We start from the raw sequence: 23,439 nt of genomic DNA, 5'->3' as shown, positions 1-23,439 counted from the left end.
CCTGCTGCATCGGCGACAGGCGATAAAGACCGTCCAGTTGATCCTGTGCCAGTGGCAACTCGGCGATTTGTGCATCGCTCAAACCGTGCAACGGCATTTCCACCAGCGTCGCCAGCGGGGCGTCTGAGCTGATCCCGACACACTGGGCCAGTTGCCCGATGGTCGGGTGCTGGAACAGGTCTTTCGGGCTCAGTTCCAGGCCTTGCTGACGAGCACGGCTGACCACTTGAATCGAGATGATCGAATCGCCGCCCAAGGCAAAGAAACTGTCGGTAGTGCTGACCTGCGCCAGCCCCAGCACTTCTTTCCAGATGTCCACAAGCGTCTGCTCGGTGGCGTTGACCGGATCAACATGTTGTTGCGCCGCCGTCAGTTCCAGCACCGGCAAGCGCTTGCGATCGATCTTGCCGTTGGGCGTGAGCGGCATTTGCGCCAGCCACAGGCGATGGGTCGGTACCATGTAGTCCGGCAGCGTTGCGCCCAGCCAGGTGCTGAGGGTGTCCTGCAAGGCACGTTGCTGCTCGGCGCTGGCGTCGAGCGTAGCCGGATCGCTCGGCACAAGGTAGGCGATCAATTGCTGGCTGCCCTGCACTTCACTGGCGACCACGACTGTTTCGCGCACGGCAGCATGGGCCACCAGGCGGGCTTCGATTTCACCCAGTTCGATACGCAAACCGCGAATCTTCACCTGATGGTCGATCCGGCCCATGTATTCCAGCTCGCCCTCTTCGCGCTCGCGGATCAAGTCGCCGGTTCGGTACATGCGCTCGCCATTGCCGGCGAGTGGATTGGGCACGAAGCGCTCGGCCGTCATCGCTGCACGGCCCAGATAGCCGCGAGTGATGCCGGCGCCAGACAGGTACAGCTCCGCCGACACGCCTTGCGGCACGACATGCAGATCGGCATCCAGCAAATGGCTGGCGGTGTAGTTCAGGGCACGACCAATGCGAGCCTGGCCAGCGACAACGCGGCGGGTCCAGGTCGAATAGGTGGTGTCTTCCGACGGGCCATAGAGGTCGTAGACATGTTCGACGGTTGCCTGTTGATACAGCGCGTCGACCAATCCTTGTTTGAGCGGCTCGCCAGCGAGGTTGATGATCCGTACGCTCGCAGGGATCTGCCCGGCGCGTTGCAGTGCGGCGATCGCCGACGGCACGGTGTTGATCAACCGCACACTGTCGCGCGCCGGCAACTGCGGCAGCTCCAGTGCATTGCGCGCGATGATCAGCGAACCGCCATTGGCCAGGGTGACAAACAGCTCCCACACCGACAGGTCGAAGCACACCGAAGTCGACGCCAGCACGCCTTGGATGTCGTCGCGGCTGTAGACCTTGGCCGACCAGTCGATCAGCGCCATGACATTGCGATGGGCAATGGCCACGCCTTTCGGTTTGCCGGTGGAACCGGAGGTGTAGATCACGTAGGCGAGGTTGTCCGGCTGCACCTTCGTTTCAGGTGCGACGGCGGAATAGCCGCTCAACGAAACCTGATCCATCAGCAGCACTTGCGTGTCAGCCGGAACGCTCAGGGTTGCAGCGACTGCTTGCTCGGTGAGCAGCACGCGCGCACGGCTGTCTTCAAGCATGTAGGCAACGCGATCGGCCGGGTAATCCGGGTCCAGCGGCACGTACGCGCCACCGGATTTGAGCACCGCCAGCAAGGCAATCAGCAACTGCTCGGAACGCGGCATCGCCACGCCCACGCGCACTTCCGGGCCGACACCCAACTCGATCAGTTTGTGCGCCAGTCGATTGGCATGCGCATCCAGTTCGGCGTAGGTCAGTGGCTTGTCAGCGAAAGTCACCGCCAGTGCATCCGGAGTCGCTGCAACTTGATGTGCAATGGCTTGATGGATGCACTGTTCGGTGTCGAAGTCTGTGTCGACGCTGGTGACATTGTCGATCAGGTTCAACTCGCTGAGCGTACGTTCGCCCGACTCGCTCATCTGCCCGAGCAAACGCTGCAAGTACTCGCCCAACTGCACAACGCTGTGCGCCGCGAAGCTGTCGCACTGGTAGCTGAAGTGCATCGACAACTCGTCGCTCAGATGCACCAGCAGGGTCAACGGGTAGTTGGTTTGCTCATGGTTGTTGATCTCGCCGAAACGCAACTCCTGCGGCGAACCCTGCGCCAGCGCCTCGGACACCGGATAGTTCTCGAACACCACAATGTTGTCGAACAGCGCCTCACCGTTACGCGCCGCCCAACGTTGAATGTCGAACAACGGCGTGTGCTCATGCTCACGCAGTGTCAGGTTCTGCGCCTGCACGCTCTGTAACCACTCACCTACGCTCGATTGCGAACGTGGGCTGGCGATCACCGGCAAGGTGTTGATGAACAGGCCGATCTGCTGTTCGACGCCTTTGAGTTCCGTCGGCCGCCCCGCCACCGTGGCCCCGAACGCCACGCTCTGTTGACCGGTCAAGCGCTGCAACAGCAGTAGCCAGGCCGCTTGAATCAAGGTGTTCAGCGTTACTTTCTGCTGACGGGCGAACTCGCCCAACTGCCGGGTTTGCGCCGCGTCGAGCACGCAGAAGTGCTCGCCATGACCGTCCCGTGGAGCGTCGCCACGCTGCGCCTGAAGTGCTTGCGCCAACAGGGTTGGCGCTTCCAGGTCAGCCAATTGCGCGGTCCAGTAGTGCTCGCTGGCCTGCACGTCCTGACGTTGCAGCCACTCGATGTAATCGCGATAACGCCCGGCCAGCGTTGGCTGGGCAATGCCGCTGTAGCGCTGTAACACTTCGCCGAGCAACTGTGAGTTGCTCCAGCCGTCCATCAGGATGTGGTGGTTGGTGTAGATCAAATGGCAGCGCTGATCATCAAGGCGCACCACGACCATACGCAGCAGTGGCCCTTGGCTCAGGTCGAAACCTTGGGTCTGCTCAGCCGCAGCCAGCGCGTTCAACTCGCCCAGGCAATCGCTGCGCTCACGCCAGTCAAGCACACTGAACGGCATGTCCAGTTGCTTGTGCACCACTTGCACCGGGCGCGCCAGTTCACCCTGCCAGACAAAACTGGTGCGCAAGATGTCGTGGTTGTCCACCGCCGCTTGCCAGGCGTGCTGGAAGCGCTGCGGATCGAGGCCTTCGACGTCGAGGCGCACCTGATTGATGTAATCGCCCGTGGCTTGTTCGTAAAGACTGTGGAACAGCATGCCCTGCTGCATCGCCGACAGCGGATAGACATCGGCAATCTGCTGGGCCGGCAAAGGCAAGCCGTCGAGTTGTGCCTGGGTCAGCGCCGCCAAAGGGAAGTCCGACGGCGTCAAGCCTTCAACGCCTGGGGTCAGGCAATGGTCGATCAAAGCGGCCAGTTCTTCAGCGTAATCCGCCGCCAGCGCTTCGATCACGGCACTGTCGAAACGCTCGCTGCTGAAGGTCCAGCCCACGCGCAACTCGCCGCCATACACCTGACCATTGAGGGTCAGCCAGTTGCCCAGTGGCGCATCCGGGCTCTGATCGAGCCCGGCGTTGTCCGGTGCCGGTGCAAACAGTGCGCCGTCATCGCCCTCGAAACTGCCGTCGAACTGGCCGAGGTAGTTGAACGTGATGCGCGGCGTCGGCAAGGCACGCAGGCTCGCTTGTGCCTGAGCATCGCCAAGGTGACGCAGTGCACCGAAACCGATGCCTTTGTTGGGGATCGAGCGCAGTTGTTCCTTGATCTGCTTGATCGACTCACCGGCCGTTGCCGTTGGAGTCAGGCGTACCGGGAACAGGCTGGTGAACCAGCCCACGGTGCGGGTCAGATCGACACCGTCGAACAGCTCTTCGCGACCATGGCCTTCGAGCTGGATCAGCGTCGATGCCTGTCCGCTCCAGCGTCCGATCACACGCGCCAGTGCTGTCAGCAACAGGTCGTTGACCTGAGTGCGATAAGCCGCTGGAGCTTCTTGCAGCAATTGCCGGGTCAGATCCGCGCCGAGTTTGGTCTGCACAGTCTGCGCCAGTCTGTTCTGCTGACCGCCATCCACACGTTTGCACGGCAGATCGCTGCCGACATCGCTCAGGCAGGCCTGCCAGTAAGCCAGTTCCTGTTGCAACGCCACGCTGTTGGCGTAGCGCTGCAAATGCTCGCTCCAGTCCTTGAAGGCACTGGTTTTCGCCGGCAGCTTCAGTGGCTGACCGTCGAGCAATTGCTGATAAGCGTTTTGCAGGTCTTCCAGCAGAATCCGCCACGACACACCGTCGACAGCCAAGTGGTGGATCACCAGTTGCAAGCGCTGCGTGCCATCGGCCAGATTCGCCAGCACCGCGCGCAACAGCGGTCCGTTCTGCAGATCGAGACTGCGCTGGGCACGATTGCCCAAGGCTTCCAGCGCGACAGCATCGGCGACGTCTTCCTGCCACAGCAAGTTGTGCGGCAGGTCTTCCACCGCGCGGTGCTCAGCCTGCCACACGCCGTTGTGCTGGGTGAAGCTCAGGCGCAAGGCATCGTGATGGGCGACCAGCGCGCGCAGCACCTGTTCGATTTTGTCCGCGTCCAGCGGCTGACGCGGCTTGAGCAGCACCGACTGGTTCCAGTGATGACGTTCAGGGATTTCGTCATCGAAGAACTGCTGCTGGATCGGCAGCAACAACGCCGCGCCGGTCACCGCTTGTTGGTCGATGCTCGATTCGTCGTCGCCCAACTGCGCGACCAGGGCCAGACGTTGAATGGTCTGGTGCTGGAACAAGTCTTTCGGGTTCAGGCGAATCCCGGCCTGACGCGCGCGGCTGACCACCTGAATCGAGATGATCGAGTCGCCGCCCAGTTCGAAGAAGTTGTCGTTGAGCCCCACTTGCGGCAACTTCAGCACGTCTTGCCAGATTGCCGCCAAACGCTGCTCCAGCTCGCTTTGCGGCGCCTGATAGGCCTGCTGTGCCTGACTCGCATCCGGCGACGGCAACGCACTGCGGTTGAGTTTGCCGTTGGCGGTCAACGGCAATTGCGCGAGCAGCAACAGGTGCGCCGGGATCATGTGATCCGGCAGGTTGTCCTTGAGCTCGGCGCGCACGCTGTCGCGCCACTGCGCCTGTTCGGTTGCGCTGGCGTCGAGCAACGTAGCATCGCTCGGCACCAGCCAGGCGACCAGTTGCTGACCGCTGAGGCCTGGCTGCGCCAGCACCACGGCTTGGCGCACGGAGGCCTGTTCGAGCAGTTGCGCTTCGATTTCGCCCAACTCGATACGGAAACCGCGAATCTTCACCTGATGGTCGATGCGCCCGATGTATTCGATCACGCCGTCAGCGCGATAGCGCGCCAGGTCACCGGTGCGATACAGGCGACCGCCGTCAGCGGCAAACGGATCGGGGATGAAACGCAGCGTGGTCAGATCGGCACGGTTCAGATAACCGCGCGCCAGTCCGGCGCGACCAACATACAGCTCACCGATGCAGCCTTTGGCGACCGGATTGAGATCGCCGTCGAGCAAGTACCACGACAGGTCAGGAATCGGCTCACCGATCGGGCTGCTCGCGTCACGCTGCAAATCGGCCATCGACAGCGGCCGGTAGGTGACGTGCACGGTGGTTTCAGTGATGCCGTACATGTTGATCAGTTGCGGTGCCTGATCGCCAAAACGCTCGAACCACGGGCGCAGGCTCTTCACTTCCAGCGCTTCGCCACCGAACACCACGTAGCGCAGCGCGAGTTGTTGCGCGGCGTGTTCCGGAGCACAGGCCACTTGCATCAACTGCTTGAACGCGGACGGCGTCTGGTTGAGCACGGTAATGCCTTCACGGCACAGCAAGGCAAAGAAATCCTCCGGCGCACGGCTGACCTCGTAAGGCACCACCACCAGTTTGCCGCCGTACAGCAGGGCGCCGAAAATCTCCCACACGGAGAAATCGAACGCGTAGGAATGGAACAGGCTCCAGACATCCTGCGCGCCGAAATCGAACCACGCGGTGGTGGCCTCGAACAGGCGCAGCACGTTGCGGTGCGCGAGCAAGGTGCCTTTCGGTTGACCGGTCGAACCTGAGGTGTAGATGACATAGGCGAGGTTGTCCGCGCTCATGCTCACTTGCGGATTGCTGTCGCTGTAACCTTCGAGGTCTTCGCGATCCTGATCGAGCATCAGACTGCGCACCGAGTCCGGCGCGGGCAGACGCGCGAGCAGATGACTTTGCGTCAACAGCAGGCCGATGCCGCTGTCGCCGATCATGTAGCTCAGGCGCTCTTCCGGGTAGCTCGGATCCAGCGGTACGTAGGCGCCGCCAGCCTTGAGGATTGCCAGCAAGCCAACGAGCATGTCGAGGCTGCGTTCAGCCGCCAGACCGACGCGCACATCCGGGCCAACACCGCTGGCGATCAGCTTGTGGGCCAACTGGTTGGCGCGGCTGTTGAGTTCGGCATAACTCAGCGTTTGTTCGGCATACGTCACGGCGACCGCTTCGGGTGCGCGGGCAGCTTGGGCTTCGATCAGGTGATGCAGGCACTGTTCGTTGGGGAAATCGGCCACGGCCGGGTTCCATTGCAGCAGGGTTGCTGCGCGTTCAGCGGCATCGTGCAGCGGCAGTTCGGCAATGCGCTGGCCGCTGTCGGCGACGATGCCTTGCAGCAGATTCGTCCAGTGTTGCGACAGGCGCGCGATGGTCTCGACGTCGAACAGGTCGGTGGCGTAGGTCAGCTCGGCCCAGACGTTGTCGGTGGATTCGAAGGTGTTCAGGGTCAGGTCGAACTGCGCGGTATTCGATGCCCACGGCAAGCCTTCGATCTGCAGTTGCGGCAGGCGTGTCGCGCCCTGCGCCTGACGCGCCTGGCTCTGGTGGTTGTGCATCACCTGGAACAGCGGGCTGTGGCTGAGGCTGCGTTCCGGTTGCAGCGCATCGACCAGTTGCTCGAACGGCAGATCCTGATGCGCCTGAGCGCCGAGCACGGTGTTCTTCACTTGCTGCAACAGACTGCGGAAGGTCTGCTGGCTATCGAACTCGGCCTTGAGCACTTGCGTGTTGACGAAGAAGCCGATCAGGCCCTCGGTCTCGACCCGGTTGCGGTTGGCCACGGGCACACCGACGCGGATGTCGGCCTGACCGCTGTAGCGGTGCAGCAAGGTCTGGAACGACGCCAGCAACAGCGCGAACAGGGTGACGTTTTCACGCTGCGCGACGTGCTTGAGCGCTGAAGCCAGTTCGAGGCTCAGCGGGATGTCGCGACGCGCGCCGCGATAGCTTTGCTCGGCCGGGCGTGGACGGTCGCTCGGCAGCTCCAGCAACGGCTGATCGCCATCGCCGAGTTGCGCGGTCCAGTAGCTCAGTTGGCGCTCACGCTCGCCGGCGTCCATCCACTGTTTCTGCCACACGGCGTAGTCAGCGTATTGCACCGGCAGCGCCGGCAAATGCGCGGTCTGACCCTGGCTATACGCGGCATACAACGCGACCAGCTCATCGACCATGATGTTCATCGACCAGCCATCGGAGACGATGTGGTGCAAGGTGATAACCAGCGCGTGATCATCCGCAGCCAGGCGCAGCAATTTGACCCGCAACAACGGGCCTTGCTGCAGATTGAACAGGTGCAGGGTTTCTGCGGCGACCAGCGCTTGCAGCGAGGCCTCGTCGAGATCCACTGCCACGTCCTGCACTTGCAGATCCAGCGTGCCGTGGGCCTGGATCACTTGCAGGGTCTGGCCCGACTCTTCGACAAAGCAGGTGCGCAGGGATTCATGGCGCTCGATCAGCGCAGCGAAGCTTTTCTGCAACGCCGGCAGATCCAGTTCTCCGCGCAGACGCAGTGCGGCCGGAACGTGATAAGCGCTGCTGGTCGGTTCCAGTTGCCAGAGGAACCACTGGCGTTCCTGCGCATAGGAAAGTGCCATCGGTTGCGTACGCGGCAGCGCGACAATCGCCGGTTCCTGCGTCGCCTGATCGACACCCAGCGCGACAACGAAATCTTCCAGCGTGCTGTGTTCGAACAGCGTACGCAGCGGCACCTGAACGTTCAGAGCCTGACGCACTCGCGAGACCACTTGGGTCACCAGCAGCGAATGACCGCCGAGTTCGAAGAAGTTGTCGCTGAGACCGATACGCTCAAGCTTGAGCACTGCTTGCCAGATCTCGGCAACGGCGTGCTGGGTCGCGGTTTGCGGCGCGATGTAGGTGGATTGCAACTGGCTGGCATCGGGGGCCGGCAAGGCTTTGCGGTCGACTTTGCCATTCGGGGTCAGCGGCAGTTGCGCGAGGAACAACAGGTGCGCCGGTACCATGTATTCCGGCAGTTCAGCCTTGAGGCTGGCTTTCAATTCAGCACGCAGTTCGACTTCATCAACAGCACTGGCGGACGGCACCACATAGCCGACCAGTTGCGGACCGGTCGGGCCGTCCTGCGCGACCACCACGGTTTCGCGCACGCTGTCGAGCGCGAGCAAACGCGCTTCGATCTCGCCCAGCTCGATTCGGAAACCACGGATTTTGACTTGATGGTCGATGCGCCCGATGTACTCGATCACGCCTTCTGCGCGATAACGGGTCAGGTCGCCGGTGCGATACAGACGCGCCCCGGTTGTCGAGAACGGGTCTGGGACAAAACGTTCGGCGGTCAGGCTCGGGCGCTGGAAATAACCGCGCGCCAGACCGTCACCGCCGATCAGCAATTCACCCGGCGCACCGAGCGGATTCAACTCAAGGTCGCTGCCGAGGATGTACAGCGCGGTGTTGTCGATCGGCGTGCCGAGGAATGGACGACTGTGGTCCGCGCTCAGTGCGTGTTGCGCCGACCAGATCGTGGTTTCGGTCGGGCCATAGAGGTTCCACACGCTCGGCGTCAATGCCAGCATGCGCTTGGCCAGTTCCTGCGGCAACGCTTCACCGCCACAGAGGAATGTGCGGCTATTGAGAATGGCTGACTGCTCGTTATCGAGCAGCATGCGCCAGGTCGATGGCGTGGCTTGCAGCACGCTGACGGCGTGACGCTCGATCAGTTCGAGCACTGCTTGCGGATCCTGATGCACGTCTTTGCCAGTCAGTACCACACAGGCACCAGCGAGCAACGGGCCGTAGATTTCCAGACCGAAAATATCGAACGAGAACGTGGTCAGCGACAGCATGCGGTCCGCAGCGGCAATCCCCGGCTGCTTGATCATGCTCGCGACAAAGTTGCGCAGCGCCGCGTGGCGCACCATCACGCCTTTCGGTTTACCGGTGGAGCCGGAGGTGTAGATCGTGTACGCCAGATGTTCGCCGTTGACGGCAACGTCCGGCGCGGTCTGTGGATAAGCCGCCAGCCAGTCACCGGGCTGATCAAGCAACAGGGTCTGCACGCCCGCCGGGATCGGCAACTGCGCCTGCAAATGCGCTTGGGTCAGCAGCAATTGCAGGCCGCTGTCCTCGATCATGTAAGCCAGACGATCCTCGGGATACGCCGGATCCAGCGGCACATAAGCGCCACCGGCCTTGAGGATCGCCAGCAGGCCGACGATCATCTCGGCGCTGCGCTCTACCGCGATGCCGACCAATTGATCCGCGCCGACACCGGCCTCGATCAGTTTGTGCGCCAGTTGGTTGGCCCGGGCATCCAGTTCGCCATACGTCAGTACGTGGTCGCCGATGATCAGCGCCGTGGCTTGCGGGTTTTGCTGGGCCTGCAAGGCAAAGTCCTGCTGCACGCACTCGGCCTGCGCGCTGTGATCGGCCACGCGGAACCAGTCCTGCAACAACACGCCGTGTTCGGCGTTTTCCAGCAGCGGCAGTTCGCCGACGCGCTGGGTCGGTGCGGCCACGATGCCTTGCAGCAGGTTCTGCCAGTGACGCGCCAGACGCTCGACGGTTTCCGGCTTGAACAGGTCGGTGGCGTAGGTCAGTTCAGCGGCGAAACCGTCACTGGATTCATAAGTATTGAGGGTCAGGTCAAATTGCGCGGTGCGCCCTTCCCACTGCACATCCTCGACGCTCAGTTGCGGCAGTTGCACCGCGCCACGGCCCTGATCACGGCTGGTCTGGTGGTTGAACATCACCTGGAACACTGGGCTGTGGCTCAGGCTGCGTTCCGGTTGCAGCGCTTCGATCAACTGCTCGAACGGCAGATCCTGATGCGCCTGGGCGGCCATCGCCGCTTGCTTGACCTGCGCCAGCAGTTGGTTGAACGGCAACTGCCCATTCACTTCGGCATTCAACACCTGAGTGTTGACGAAGAAGCCGATCAGGCCTTCAGTCTCGACCCGGTTGCGGTTGGCCGTGGGTACGCCGACGCGAATCTGCGCCTGGCCGCTGTAGCGATGCAGCAACGCCTGGAACGACGCCAGCAAGACCATGAACAGGCTAGCGCCTTCGCGCTGGGCCAGTTGTTTGAGTGCATCGCCGAGGGCGGCTGGCAGGTCCAGTTGCAGGCGTGCACCGCGCAGGCTTTGCACCGCCGGACGCGGGCAATCGATCGGCAATTCCAGTACCGGTTGCTCGCCGTCCAGCGTCTTGATCCAGTACGCCAGTTGCCGCTCGCGCTCACCCGCTTCCAGCCAGTGGCGCTGCCAGATCGCATAGTCGGCGTATTGCACCTCCAGTTCCGGCAATGCCAGTGGCTGCCCGGCGGTGTCAGCGGCGTAATGCTGGATCAGCTCATTGACCAGCACTTTGATCGACCAGCCATCGGAGATGATGTGGTGCTGGATCAACACCAGCACATGATCGTCATCGGTGATTTTGAGCAATGCCACGCGCAGCAGCGGGCCCTGCTGCAGGTTGAACGGGCGCGCGGTTTCGCTTTCGACGAACGCCTTGATCGCCGCCTCTTCGCCAGCGGCGTCGAGGCCTGCCGACAGCGGTGCCAAGCTGATGCTCAGCGGCAACTCTGGGTGAATCACCTGGCAGAAGGTTTCGCCGTGCTCGGCGAACGTGGTGCGCAAACTTTCATGACGCGCGGCCACCGCATTGAAGCTGCGCTCCAGCGCCGCCACATCCAGTTGCCCCTTGAGGCGCAAGGCACTGGGAATGTGATACGCGGTGCTGTGCGGGTCCATTTGCCAGAGGAACAGTTGGCGTTCCTGAGCGTACGACAGAGGAATCGCCGCAAACCCGGAACGTGTTTCCGGGATCGGCAGGTTGGCCGGAGAGACGCCCTCTTCGAGCATCTTTTCCAGGTACAGCTTACGTTTGTCCAGCGGCAGAGTGATAAAGCGCTTGGCTACCCTCAAAGCAACACTCTTGTCCATCAGACTTCCTCCATATCGTCAAGCAGGGCTTCCAGCTTGCTCAGTTTCTGTTCATTGATTGCCCCGCCTCCTGTATCGAGTCGAGCGACAAAGTCGCTCAGGACGGGGTGCTGGAATAACAGTTGCGGGGTCAGCGTCAGGCCCAGTTCAAGGGCCATGCGCGACACCACGTTGACCGCCAGCAGCGAGTGCCCGCCCAGTTCGAAGAAGTGATCGTTCAGACCAATGCGTTCAACCTCGAGCACTTGCTGCCAGATCGCCGCGACCTGCTGCTCAAGCTCACTCTGCGGCGCGACATACGCGGCCTGCATCTGGCTGGCATCCACCGCGGGCAGGGCCTTGCGGTCGAGTTTGCCGTTGGGGGTCAGTGGCAACTGCTCAAGGAACAGCAGGTGCGCGGGAATCATGTATTCAGGTAACGAAGACTTGAGGCCAGTCTTTAGTCCGTCGCGCAGTTGCCGCTGCGCTTCACCGTCATGCATGTCCAGTTGCGGGGCGACCACGTAGGCCACCAGTTGCGCACCGGTTTCGCTTTCGATGGCCAGCACCGCTGCTTCGGTGACGGCCGGTTGAGCGAGCAATCGCGCCTCGATCTCGCCCAGTTCGATGCGGAATCCACGAATTTTCACCTGATGGTCGATACGGCCCATGTACTCCAGCTCGCCCTCTTCGCGCTCGCGGATCAAGTCGCCGGTGCGGTACATGCGCTCGCCGTTGCCGACGAACGGATTCGGCACAAAGCGCTCGGCGGTCATCGCCGCACGACCCAGATAACCGCGGGTGATGCCGGCGCCGGACAGGTACAGCTCGGCCGAAATCCCTTGCGGCACCGCTTGCAGATCGGCGTCGAGCAAATGGCTGACGCTGTGATCAAGAGCACGACCGATACGCGGCTGGCCACCGGCGATACGGCGGGTCCAGGTCGAATAGGTGGTGTCTTCCGACGGGCCATAGAGGTCGTAGACGTGCTCGACTGTCGACTGCTGATACAGCGTGTCGACCAGGGCTTGCTTGAGCGGCTCACCGGCCAGGTTAATGATGCGCACGCTCGGCGGAATCTGCCCGGCGCGTTGCAACGCAGCGATGGCCGACGGCACGGTGTTGATCAGGCGCACTTGATCGCGCGCCGGCAGGTTTGGCAGTTCCAAAGCATTGCGCGCGATGATCAGCGAACCGCCATTGGCCAACGTGACAAACAGCTCCCACACCGACAGGTCGAAGCACACCGAAGTCGAGGCCAGCACGCCTTGGATGTCGTCGCGGCTGTAGACCTTGGCCGACCAGTCGATCAGCGCCATGACGTTGCGATGGGCAATCGACACGCCTTTTGGCTTGCCGGTGGAACCGGAGGTGTAGATCACGTAGGCGAGGTTGTCCGGTGTGACCGATGTTTGAGGTGCGCTAGCCGGATAAGCGTTCAGCGACACCAGATCCATCAGCAGCACTTGCGTGTCAGCCGGAACGCTCAGCGTCGCAGCGACCGCTTGCTCGGTGAGCAACACCCGCGCACGGCTGTCTTCAAGCATGTAGGCAACGCGATCAGCCGGGTAATCCGGGTCCAGCGGCACATAGGCGCCACCGGATTTGAGCACCGCCAGCAAGGCAATCAACAACTGTTCGGAACGCGGCATCGCCACGCCCACCCGCACTTCCGGGCCGACGCCCAGCTCGATCAGTTTGTGCGCCAGACGATTGGCCTGCGCATCCAGTTCGGCGTAGGTCAGTGGCTTGTCAGCGAAAGTCACCGCCAGCGCATCCGGAGTCGCTGCAACTTGATGTGCAATGGCTTGATGGATGCACTGTTCGGTGACGAAATCGCTGTCGACGTTCGGAGCGCTTTCGATCAGGTTCAACTCGCTGAGCAAGCGCTCACCCGCCTCACTCATTTGGCTGAGCAGACGCTGCAAACTCGCGCCCAACTGCGCCACGCTGGCCGGGGCAAAGCTGTCGCGCTGATAGCTGAAATGCACCGACAGTTGCGCGCCCATGCTCACCAGCAGCGTCAACGGATAGTTGGTCTGCTCCTGATTGACCACCGCACCGAAACGCAACCCCTGCGGCGCGCCACGTTCCAGTGCTTCGCCGATCGGGTAGTTTTCGAACACCATCAGGCTGTCGAACAACGCGTCACCGCCCTGCCCGGCCCAGCGTTGAATATCCGCCAGCGGCGTGTGTTCGAACTCACGGGACGCGAGGTTCTGCGCCTGCACGGCTTGCAGCCAACTGGCCAGACTCTGCTGCGCTTGCGGCGTGGCCACTACCGGCAAGGTATTGATGAACAGACCGATCTGTTCTTCGGCCCCCGGCAGATCCGCCGGACGCCCGGCCACGGTCGCGCCAAACGCCACACAGTCCTTGCCGGTGTAGCGCTGCAACAGCAGCAGCCACGCGGCTTGCACCAGTGTGTTGACGGTGACTTTCGAGGCGCGGGCAAATTCACCCAGACGTACGCTCAGGTCGGCGTCCAGCACTTGGTAATGGTCGCCATAACCGACACTTGGCAACGCGTCGATTGGCCGCGCGATGGCGTTGGCCAGACGCGTCGGCTCTTGCAGATCGCCCAGCGTCGCCAGCCAGTATTGTTCGGCAGCCGCTGCGTCCTGACGTTGCAGCCAGCCGATGTAATCGCGATAGCGACCCGCCGGACGCGGCACCGCTTCGCCGCGATAATGCTGCAGCACTTCGCCGAGCAACTGCGCGCTGCTCCAGCCATCCATCAGGATGTGATGGTTGGTGTAGATCAGGTGATGACGGTCGGTCGCCGTGCGCACCAGCACCAGACGCAGCAGCGGCGCACTGTTCAGATCCAGGCCCAGGGCGCGCTCCTCGTCAGCGAGGGTTTGCAGTGCCGTGTCCAGATCAGCCTTGCCGTTCCAGTCGAGCACGCTGAACGGCACCTCGACCTGGCGCTGCACCACTTGCACCGGTTGCGGCAAGTCGCCCTGCCAGAAGAACCCGCTGCGCAGTATGTCGTGAGCATCCACCACCGCTTGCCAGGCCGCGCGGAAACGCTGCGGATCGACACCGTCGACGTCGAGGCGCATCTGGTTGATGTAGTCGCCATTGCCGTGTTCGAGCAAAGTGTGGAACAGCATGCCCTGCTGCATCGGCGACAGCGGATAGATGTCATCGATGCCTTGCGGCTCCAGCACCAGCGCATCCAGTTGCGCTTGCGACAGGTGCGCCAGCGGGAAGTCCGACGGCGTCACGCCGCGGTTGCCGCTGGCGCAGCAATGGCCGATCAGTGCAGTGAGTTCCTGCACGTAGTCATCGGCCAGACGCTGAATGGTCGCGGCGTCGAACAGGGCGCCGCTGTAGGTCCAGCTCAGGTCCAGTTCACCGCCGAAGACTTTGCCGTTCAGCGCCAGCGGATTGCCCAGCGGCCCTTGCATATTGACTTCGGCACCGCCGGCTTCGCTGGTCGGTACGAACAAGGCCTCATCGGCCGCGTCGAAGCTGCCGTCGAACTGGCCCAGATAGTTGAAAGTCAGGCGCGGCGCCGGCAAGGTCTGCAGGGTTTCCCGAGCCTTTCCATCGCCCAGATGTGCCAGCGCACCGAAGCCGATGCCCTTGTGCGGAATCGCCCGCAGTTGTTCCTTCACTTGCTTGAGCGATGCGCCCAAGTCGGCCGCCGGCGACAGACGCGCAGGGAACACACTGGTGAACCAGCCCACGGTGCGAGTCAGGTCGATGCTGTCGAACAAGTCTTCGCGACCGTGGCCCTCGAGCAAGACCAACGCGTTGTCAGCACCGGTCCAGCGCACCATCACTCGCGCCAGTGCCGTCAGCAGCAGATCGTTGACCTGCGTGCGATAGGCCTGTGGCGCATCCTGCAAGAGTTGACGGGTCAGGGCTTTGTCCAGTTTGCTGCGGATCGTCAGCGCCTGATCGTGTTGCTGCCCGCCGTGCGGATGGTCGTAAGGCAAGGCAGCCGAAGCGCCTCGCAACTGTTGCTGCCAAAAGCCCAGTTCGGTTTGCAGCGCTGGGGTTGCCGCATAGTCCTGCAACGCTGCCGCCCAGGCTTTGACTGCGCTGGTCTTGGCCGGTAATTCCACGGACGCGCCAGCGCTGAGCTGCCGATAAGCGTTTTGCAGGTCTTCGAACAGGATCCGCCATGACACACCATCAACCACCAGGTGATGCACGATCAGCAACAGTCGTTGCGTACCGTCAGCCAGGTTCGCCAGCACCGCGCGAATCAGCGAGCCACCGCTCAGTTGCAGGCTGCGTTGCGCCTTTTCACCCAGGGCCTCCAGCGCCGCGAGGTCGGTCACCTCGACTTGCCAGAGAATGGTCTCACCCGCTTGCGTTGCCACATCACGGTATTGCGCGACCCAACTCTCAGCCTGCTCGGCAAACTCCAGACGCAAGCTGTCGTGATGCAGCACCAAGGCATCCAGCGCCTGCTCGAGCACGTGAGCATTCAGGGGTTGATTGGCTTTGAGCATCACCGACTGGTTCCAGTGGTGACGCTCGGGAATCGCCTGGGCGAAAAATTCCTGATGAATCGGCAACAGTGCCGTGCGACCGGTGACCGGTTGCTGATCGATCACCTGCAGCGCTTCCCCGGTCTGCGCCACTGCCGCCAACGCGGCAATAGTCTGGTGCTGGAACAGGTCTTTCGGTGTAAAGCGAATCCCGGCCTGCCGCGCGCGGCTGACCACCTGAATCGAGATGATCGAGTCGCCGCCCAGCTCGAAGAAGTTGTCGCTGATACCGACCTGCTCGAGCTTGAGCACGTCTTGCCAGATCGTCGCCAGTTGCTGTTCCAGCGCCGTTTGCGGTGCAACGTAAGTTTGTTGCAGCTGGCTGACGTCCGGTTTCGGCAGGTTCTTGCGATCGAGTTTGCCGTTCGGTGTCAGCGGCATGCGTTCCAGACGCAAGACGTACGCCGGCACCATGTGCCCCGGCAACGTGGCTTTCAGTTGCGCACGCAGATCGTCGGTGAAGTCGGCACGGCTGGAATCGCCCACCACATACGCCACCAGACGCTTGCCACTGCCGGCGCTGCCTTCCTGCGCCACGACCACCGCTTCGCGCACGCCGTCGAGCGCTTGCAGGGCTGCTTCGACTTCGCCGAGCTCGATACGGAAACCGCGAATCTTCACTTGGTTATCGATGCGATCCAGGTAGTCGAACGTGCCGTCGACACGCTGACGCACCAGGTCGCCAGTGCGATAAAGCAAGCCGCCCGTGGCGCTGAACGGGTCCGCGACGAAGCGCTCGGCCGTCAGCCCCGGACGATTCAGATAACCCCGCGCCAACCCCGTGCCACCGAGGTACAACTCACCGGCCATGCCTTGCGGCAGCAGGTTCAGATCAGCGTCGAGGACATAGGCGCTGCGATCACCGATACGACTGCCGATTGGCGCATACGCAGCACCACACGGCACTTCGCGACCGGCCTTCCAGATCAGCGGCGTGACCACGGTTTCGGTCGGGCCGTAGCCGTTGATGATGTAGTCCGGATCGAGCGCACGCTTAACGCGCTCGAAACTGGCGTTCGGCACTGCATCACCGCCGAAGCAGTAGATCCGCACTTTCGGCGGATTGCCCACGCGCTCGGCGTGTTCGGCCAGTTGTTGCAGGTACACCGGCGGGAATGCGACGACGGTCACGCCATGTTCGATCATCGCGTTGTAGGTCTGCTCCGGCGTCCACAAGCTGTCGTCGCGAATCAGCAGCGACGCGCCGTGGGTCAGGCTGGTCAGCCAGCGTTCGTGGGCACCGTCGAAGGCGAACGACATGAAGTGGAATTCGCAGTCACTGTCACGCATTTCATAGCGCTGACCGATGGCCTGGCAGTGCATGGCCAGCGGGCCGTGGGCGACGCTGACGCCTTTCGGATTGCCGGTGGAACCGGAGGTATAAATCACGTAGGCGAGGTTGTGCGGATCGAGTTGCACCGCCGGCGCCTTGATCGGCAGTTCACGCAGATCGAGACGATCCAACTCCAGCAGCGGCACCGATTCATCGACCGGCAATTGCGCCGACACCGACGAGTCGCTGATCAGCAGCGCCAGCCCGGAATCTTCGATCAGATAGGCCAGACGTTCGCGCGGGTAACTGGTGTCCAGCGGCACGTAGGCGCCGCCAGCCTTGAGCACCGCCAGCAACGCGACGATCACCGACTCACTGCGCGGCAGCGCTACGCCAACGCGGGTTTCCGCGCCGACGCCACGGGCAATAAGTGCGTGCGCCAGTTGATTGGCACGCTGGTCGATTTCGCCGTAGCTGAAATGCTGACCGTTGAAAATCACCGCCGTGCGTTGCGCATTCTGCGCAGCCAATGCGGCAATGCGCTGATGTACGCCGATATCTACCGGGTATGGCTGCGGCTGATTTTCGGCTTGCTGGCGGGCGTGCTCCTCAACGCTGGCCAGTGCGATCTCGCCGAGGTTGCGCTCGGCCGATACAGCAAACTGCTCAAGCAATTGCAGCAGGTGCGCACTGATGCCTTCGATCACTTCGCCGGTGAACTGGCCACGATCAAAGCTGTAGTGCAACGCCAGTTGCTGACCGAGGGTGACCGCCACGCTCAGCGCGTAATGGGTCTGTTCGAGGTTACCGACATCACCGAATGTCAGCCCTTGCCCGGCCTGACTCAGCGCCTGGGCAATCGGGTAGTTTTCGAACACCAGAATGTTGTCGAACAGCGCTTCACCGCCCTGGCCGGCCCAACGCTGGATATCTGCCAGTGGCGTGTGCTCGAAGTCGCGCAGGCTGAGGTTTTGCGCCTGCACCGCTTGCAGCCAGCTACCAACGCTTTGATCCGGACGCGGCGCGCCGATCACCGGCAAGGTGTTGATGAACAAACCGACCTGTTGCTCGATGCCCGGCAGATCCGCCGGACGTCCGGCCACGGTCGCACCGAACGCCACGGCTTCGTGGCCGGTGTAGCGTTGCAGCAACAGCAGCCATGCCGCTTGCACCAAGGTGTTGACGGTGACTTTCTGCTGGCGGGCAAAGGCTTCCAGCGCTTGGGTGCGTTGCGCATCCAGCGTCAGGTAGTGATCGCCGTGGCCGCTCTGGATCTCGCCAGCGGTGGCTGCGCGGGCCAGTCGCGTCGGCTCTTGCAGGGCGGCCAATTGGCCGCTCCAGAAATCCTCACTCAGTTGGCCGTCCTGACGTTGCAGCCAGGCAATGTAATCGCGATAACGCCCACCGCCATTCAGCGGCGTGCGGCCGCTGTAGCGCTGCAAGACTTCGCCGAGCAACTGCGAGTTGCTCCAGCCGTCCATCAGGATGTGATGGTGGGTATAAATCAAATGCCATTGCTCGACACCGGTCTGCACCAGCAGCAGTCGCAGCAGTGGCGCACAGCTCAGATCGAAACCTTGCTGACGTTCGGCATCGGCCAGCGCCGCGAGCGCCGCTGGCTGATCGTCGCGGTCGCGCCAGTCCAGCGTGCTGAACGGCAACTGCACTTGCTTGTGAACGATCTGCAACGGTTGCGCGAGCTCGCCCTGCCAGACAAAACCGCTGCGCAGAATGTCCTGCGCATCCACGGTGGCCTGCCACGCGGCGCGGAAACGCTCAGGGTCGATACCCTGCACATCGACGCGCAACTGGTTGATGTACTCACCCGCCGCTTGTTCATAGAGGGTGTGGAACAGCAGACCCTGTTGCATCGGCGACAATGGATAAACATCATCGAGCAAACCTGCCGGTACCGGCAAAGCATCCAGTTGCGCCTGCGTCACGCGGGCCAGCGGGAAGTCCGACGGCGTTGCCTGTGCGGCTTGCAGCGTGCAGCAATGCTCGATCAGCGCGTGCAGTTCGATGGCGTACTGATCCACCAGTTTCTGCACGGTCGCGCCATCGAACATTTCGCGGCTGAAACCCCAGCTCATCGACAACTCGCCGCCATACACCTGACCTTCCACGGTCAGCCAGTTGGCCAGTGGTGCCGCCGGGTCCTGCGCGACGCCGCTGGTTTCAGCGGACGGCACGAACAGCGCCGCGTCGTCGAACTGGCGGTCGAACTGACCGAGGTAGTTGAAGGTGATACGCGGCTGCGGTAGCGCCGCCAGTTCGGCGCGCACCGATGGCGCGCCGAGATAGCGCAGCACGCCGTAACCCAGGCCCTTGTCCGGCACGCCGCGCAACTGCTCCTTGATCGCCTTGATCGAACCGTCGAGATCGTCGGCGGCCGTCAGATTGACCGCGAACAGACTGGTGAACCAGCCCACGGTGCGGGTCAAGTCGATGTCATCGAACAGGTCTTCGCGACCATGGCCTTCCAGTTCGATCAGCGTGCCCGGCTGCTGGCTCCAGCGGCTGATGGTACGGGCCAATACGGTCAGCAGCAGGTCGTTGACCTGCGTGCGATACGCGGCCGGCGCCTGTTGCAGCAACTGGCGGGTGCGCTCGGCATCAAGGCGCCATTCGATTTTTTCGCCGTACAGGTTTTGCAGGCTGCCGTCAGGCCGTTCGCAGGGCAGATCGCGCGCGTCCTGATGCTGGGTTTTCCAGTAATCCAGTTGTTCGTCGAAACGTGCAGCGTCGCTTTCGAGGCGGGCGGTCCAGCTCTGAAAGGCACTGGTCTTGGCCGGCAGCTGAATGCCGCCGCCCGCCGCCAGTTGCTCGTAAGCCTGCTGCAGATCTTCCAGCAACACGCGCCAGGAAACCCCGTCCACCGCCAAGTGGTGAATGATCAGAGCCAGGCGCTGAGAGCCGTCGGCCAGCGTCACCAGCAGTGCGCGCAGCAGCGGACCGTTTTGCAGATCGAGGCTGCGTTGGGCTTCGTTGCACAGCGCCTGCAATTGCTCAGCGGACTCGGCGTCGCGCAGCCACAGGTCGGCGCCTTCAATCAGCGGGCCGTGACTTTGCTGCCAACCGTCGGCGCTTTCGACAAAGCGCAGGCGCAACGCGTCGTGGTGATTGATCACCTGCGTCAGTGCTGCATCGAGCCACTGCGCGTTCAATGTGTCGCGCGGGGTCAGCAGCAGCGACTGGTTCCAGTGTTCTCGCAGTGGCATCGCGCGGCTGAAGAAATGCTGTTGAATTGGCCCGAGCACGGCGTCGCCGGTCACCGGCCCTTGATCCACCGAGGTCTGATTATCCAGCGTGGCAACCAGCGCGAGGCTGCGCACGGTCTGGTACTGGAACAGGTCGCGCGGGCTGAGACGAATCCCGGCCTGCCGTGCACGGCTGACCACTTGAATCGAGATGATCGAGTCGCCGCCCAGTTCGAAGAAGTTGTCTTCCAGACCCACGCGCTCAAGCCCGAGCACGTCTTCCCAGATCGCCGCCAAGGCTTTTTGCAGCGCATCCTGCGGCGCGACGAACGCCTGTTGCGGCGCGGCGTCCGGTTGCGGCAAGGCTTTGCGATCGAGTTTGCCGTTGGCCGTTACCGGCAATTTCGCCAGGGTGATCAGGTAGGTCGGCACCATGAACTCCGGCAGACTGCCGAGCAGCCACGCCTTGACGTCCTGCTGCCACTGCTCGTCCGGCTGAGCCTGTTCCAGCACCAGATAAGCGACCAGATGTTTGCCACCCTGCACCAGCACCACCGCTTCACGCACCAGCGGATGCTGCATCAGGCGGGTTTCGATTTCGCCCAATTCGATGCGCAGACCGCGCAGTTTCACTTGATGGTCGAGACGGCCGAGGTATTCGATCACGCCGTCGGCACGCTGACGCACCCGGTCACCGGTGCGGTACAGGCGCGCGCCGTTGTGGAACGGGCACGGCACAAAACGCTCGGCCGTCAGCGCCGGACGCTGGTGATAACTGCGCGCCAGCCCGGCGCCGCCCAGATACAGCTCACCGGCGACGCCGCTCGGCACCGGCAATAGTTCGGCGTCGAGGACGTGGGTGCGCAGGTTGGCGATCGGCCGGCCGATCGGCACGCTGTCCGCGCCCTCGTCAATGCAGGTCCAGTGAGTCACGTCGATGGCCGCTTCGGTCGGGCCGTAAAGGTTGTAGAGGCCGGCGTTCGGCAGTTTGGCGAAGACTTGCAATTGTGCATCCAGCGGCAGTGCTTCCCCGCTGCAGACGATGCGCTGGAGGCTCACGCAGCTTTCAACGCCCGCCTCATGAATGAACGCCTGCAACATCGACGGCACAAAGTGCAACGTGCTGATGCTGTGGCGGTTGATGATGTCGATCAGTTGCAGCGGATCGCGGTGCGCACCCGGCACGGCAACCACCAGACGCGCACCGGTCAGCAACGGCCAGAAGAATTCCCAGACCGAAACGTCGAAACTGAACGGGGTTTTCTGCAACACCGAATCGCTGGCGTCGAGGCCGTAGGCTTCCTGCATCCAGCACAAGCGGTTGACCAGCGCCGCGTGGCTGTTGCCGGCGCCTTTTGGTTTACCGGTGGAGCCTGAGGTGTAAATCACATAGGCCAGGTTCAGCGGATCGACGCTGACTTCCGGGCGGCTATCGCTATAGCTGTCGAGCAGGCCCGGCTTATCCAGCGTAATGACCTGCACGCCATCAGTTGGCAGCGACGCCAGCAAAGCATCCTGGGTCATCAGCAAGGTGATGCCACTGTCCTCAATCATGTACGCCAGACGTTCCTGCGGGTACTCCGGATCGAGTGGCACGTAGGCGCCGCCAGCCTTGAGAATCGCCAGCAGCGCGACAACCATTTCTACCGAACGCAAAGCGCACACACCGACCAGACTGTCGGCCCGCACACCCTGCTCACGCAGCAAATGCGCGAGGCGGTTGGCGCGGGCATCCAGTTCGGCGTAGCTCAGGGTCTGTTCGCCGAACAGCAGCGCCGGCGCATTCGGCGTGCGCGCCACCTGCGCTTCGATCAGTTGGTGTATGGGTGTTTCGGTCGGATAGACCGCGTGAACGTTGTTCCAGTCATGCACCAGCGTGTGTTGTTCATCCGCTTCCAGCAACGGCAATTCGCCGATGCGTTGCGCCGGATCGGCGACCATGGCCGAGAGCAAGCGCAACCAGTGGCGCGCCATGCGCACGATGGTCGCAGGCTCGAACAAGTCGCTGGCGTACGTCAGCGCCGCGTGCAGTTTTCCGCCCTTCTCGTAGGTATCGAGGGTCAGGTCGAACTGGGTGGTGCGGCTTTGCCAGTCGAGGCTGTCGAGCACCAGGCCGGACGCCGTGCTGAGGGTGGCGATATCGGCCACTTGCGGCTGGTGGTTGTACATCACCTGGAACAGCGGCGTGTGACTGAGGCTGCGTTCCAGTTTCAGTGCTTCGACCAGTTGTTCGAACGGCAGATCCTGATGCGCCTGAGCGCCGAGCGCGGTTTCCTTAATAGCGCGCAGCAGGTCATCGACCCGAGTCTGGCCATCCAGTTGCGTGCGCAGTACTTGGGTGTTGACGAAGAAGCCGATCAGCCCTTCGATTTCGCCCCGGTTGCGGTTGGCAATCGGCACGCCGACGCGGATGTCAGTCTGGCCGGTGTAGCGATGCAGCAGCGCGTTGAAGGCACCAAGCAGCAACATGAACAAGGTGACCTGATGCTGCTGCGCGGTGTTGCGCAGTTGCTCGGCCAATTGCCCATCGATGGCGAATTCGTAACGGGTGCCGCGATAGCTCGGCATCGCCGGACGCGAGTGGTCCAGCGGCAGCTCCAGCACCGGGTGTTCGTCGCCCAGTTGTGCTTGCCAGTAATCGAGTTGCCGCGCCTGCTCGCCCGCCTCCAGCCAGCGGCGCTGCCAGAGCGCGTAGTCGCTGTACTGAATTGGCAGCGCGGCCAGTTGCGGCTGCTGACCAGCATCGAAAGCATCGTAGCAACGGATGAACTCGTCGATCAGCACGTTCATCGACCAGCCATCGGAGACGATGTGGTGCAGGGTCAGCAGCAGGACATGTTCCTGCTCGGCGAGCTTGAGCAAGGTCACCCGCAACAGCGGGCCGACAGCCAGATCGAACGGCATAACCGATTGCAGTTCGGCAGCGCGGACGACGGCTTGTTCGCGCTCAAGAGCCGGCAGCGCGCTGAAGTCTTCATGATTGATCAGCAACGGCGCGCTGGCCGGCACTTGCAGCAAGCTGTCATCGGCCTGACGCTGGAACACCGTGCGCAGGGTTTCGTGACGCTCGACCAGACTGGCGAAAGCCTGCTCCAGCGCAGTCAGATTCAGCTGACCGCCAAGCCGCACCGCGCCCGGCAGGTTATAGGCGCCGCTCTGCGGATCGAGCTGCCAAAGAAACCACATGCGCCGCTGGGCGTAGGACAGCGCCTGACGATCTTCAGCCTCGATCCCGGCCGGAATCGGAAACCGGGCGAAATCCACGCCCTCCTTTTGCAGGGCCGCGAGGAACATCTGGCGCTTTTCCAGGGGCAACCCGATAAACCGGCGAGCAAGTTTCAAGGAGTCTTCAGCATTCAT

At 62.5% G+C, this 23,439-nt stretch carries 2 protein-coding genes (1 of these 2 running past the window's edge); both read right to left on the bottom strand.

Features of this window, described 5'->3' with window-relative positions; translation table 11 throughout:
- Nucleotides 1-11,119: the 5' portion of a non-ribosomal peptide synthase/polyketide synthase gene (locus ACZZ0G_RS21830; protein ID WP_463557480.1), read on the bottom strand. Its footprint begins 3,872 nt before the window's first position; only the first 11,119 of its 14,991 coding nucleotides appear in the window; the start codon lies at nucleotides 11,117-11,119; its stop codon lies off the left edge, out of view.
- Nucleotides 11,119-23,439 carry a non-ribosomal peptide synthetase gene (locus tag ACZZ0G_RS21825; protein ID WP_463557479.1) on the bottom strand — a complete coding sequence of 4,107 codons (12,321 nt, stop codon included), beginning with the start codon at nucleotides 23,437-23,439 and terminating at the stop codon, nucleotides 11,119-11,121. Before ACZZ0G_RS21825 ends, ACZZ0G_RS21830 begins: the two co-directional genes overlap by 1 nt.

The organism is Pseudomonas sp. AC169 (genome assembly GCF_979258515.1).
The sequence above is the reverse complement of the archived record's forward strand: the minus strand, read 5'-3'. Positions and strand labels throughout refer to the sequence as shown.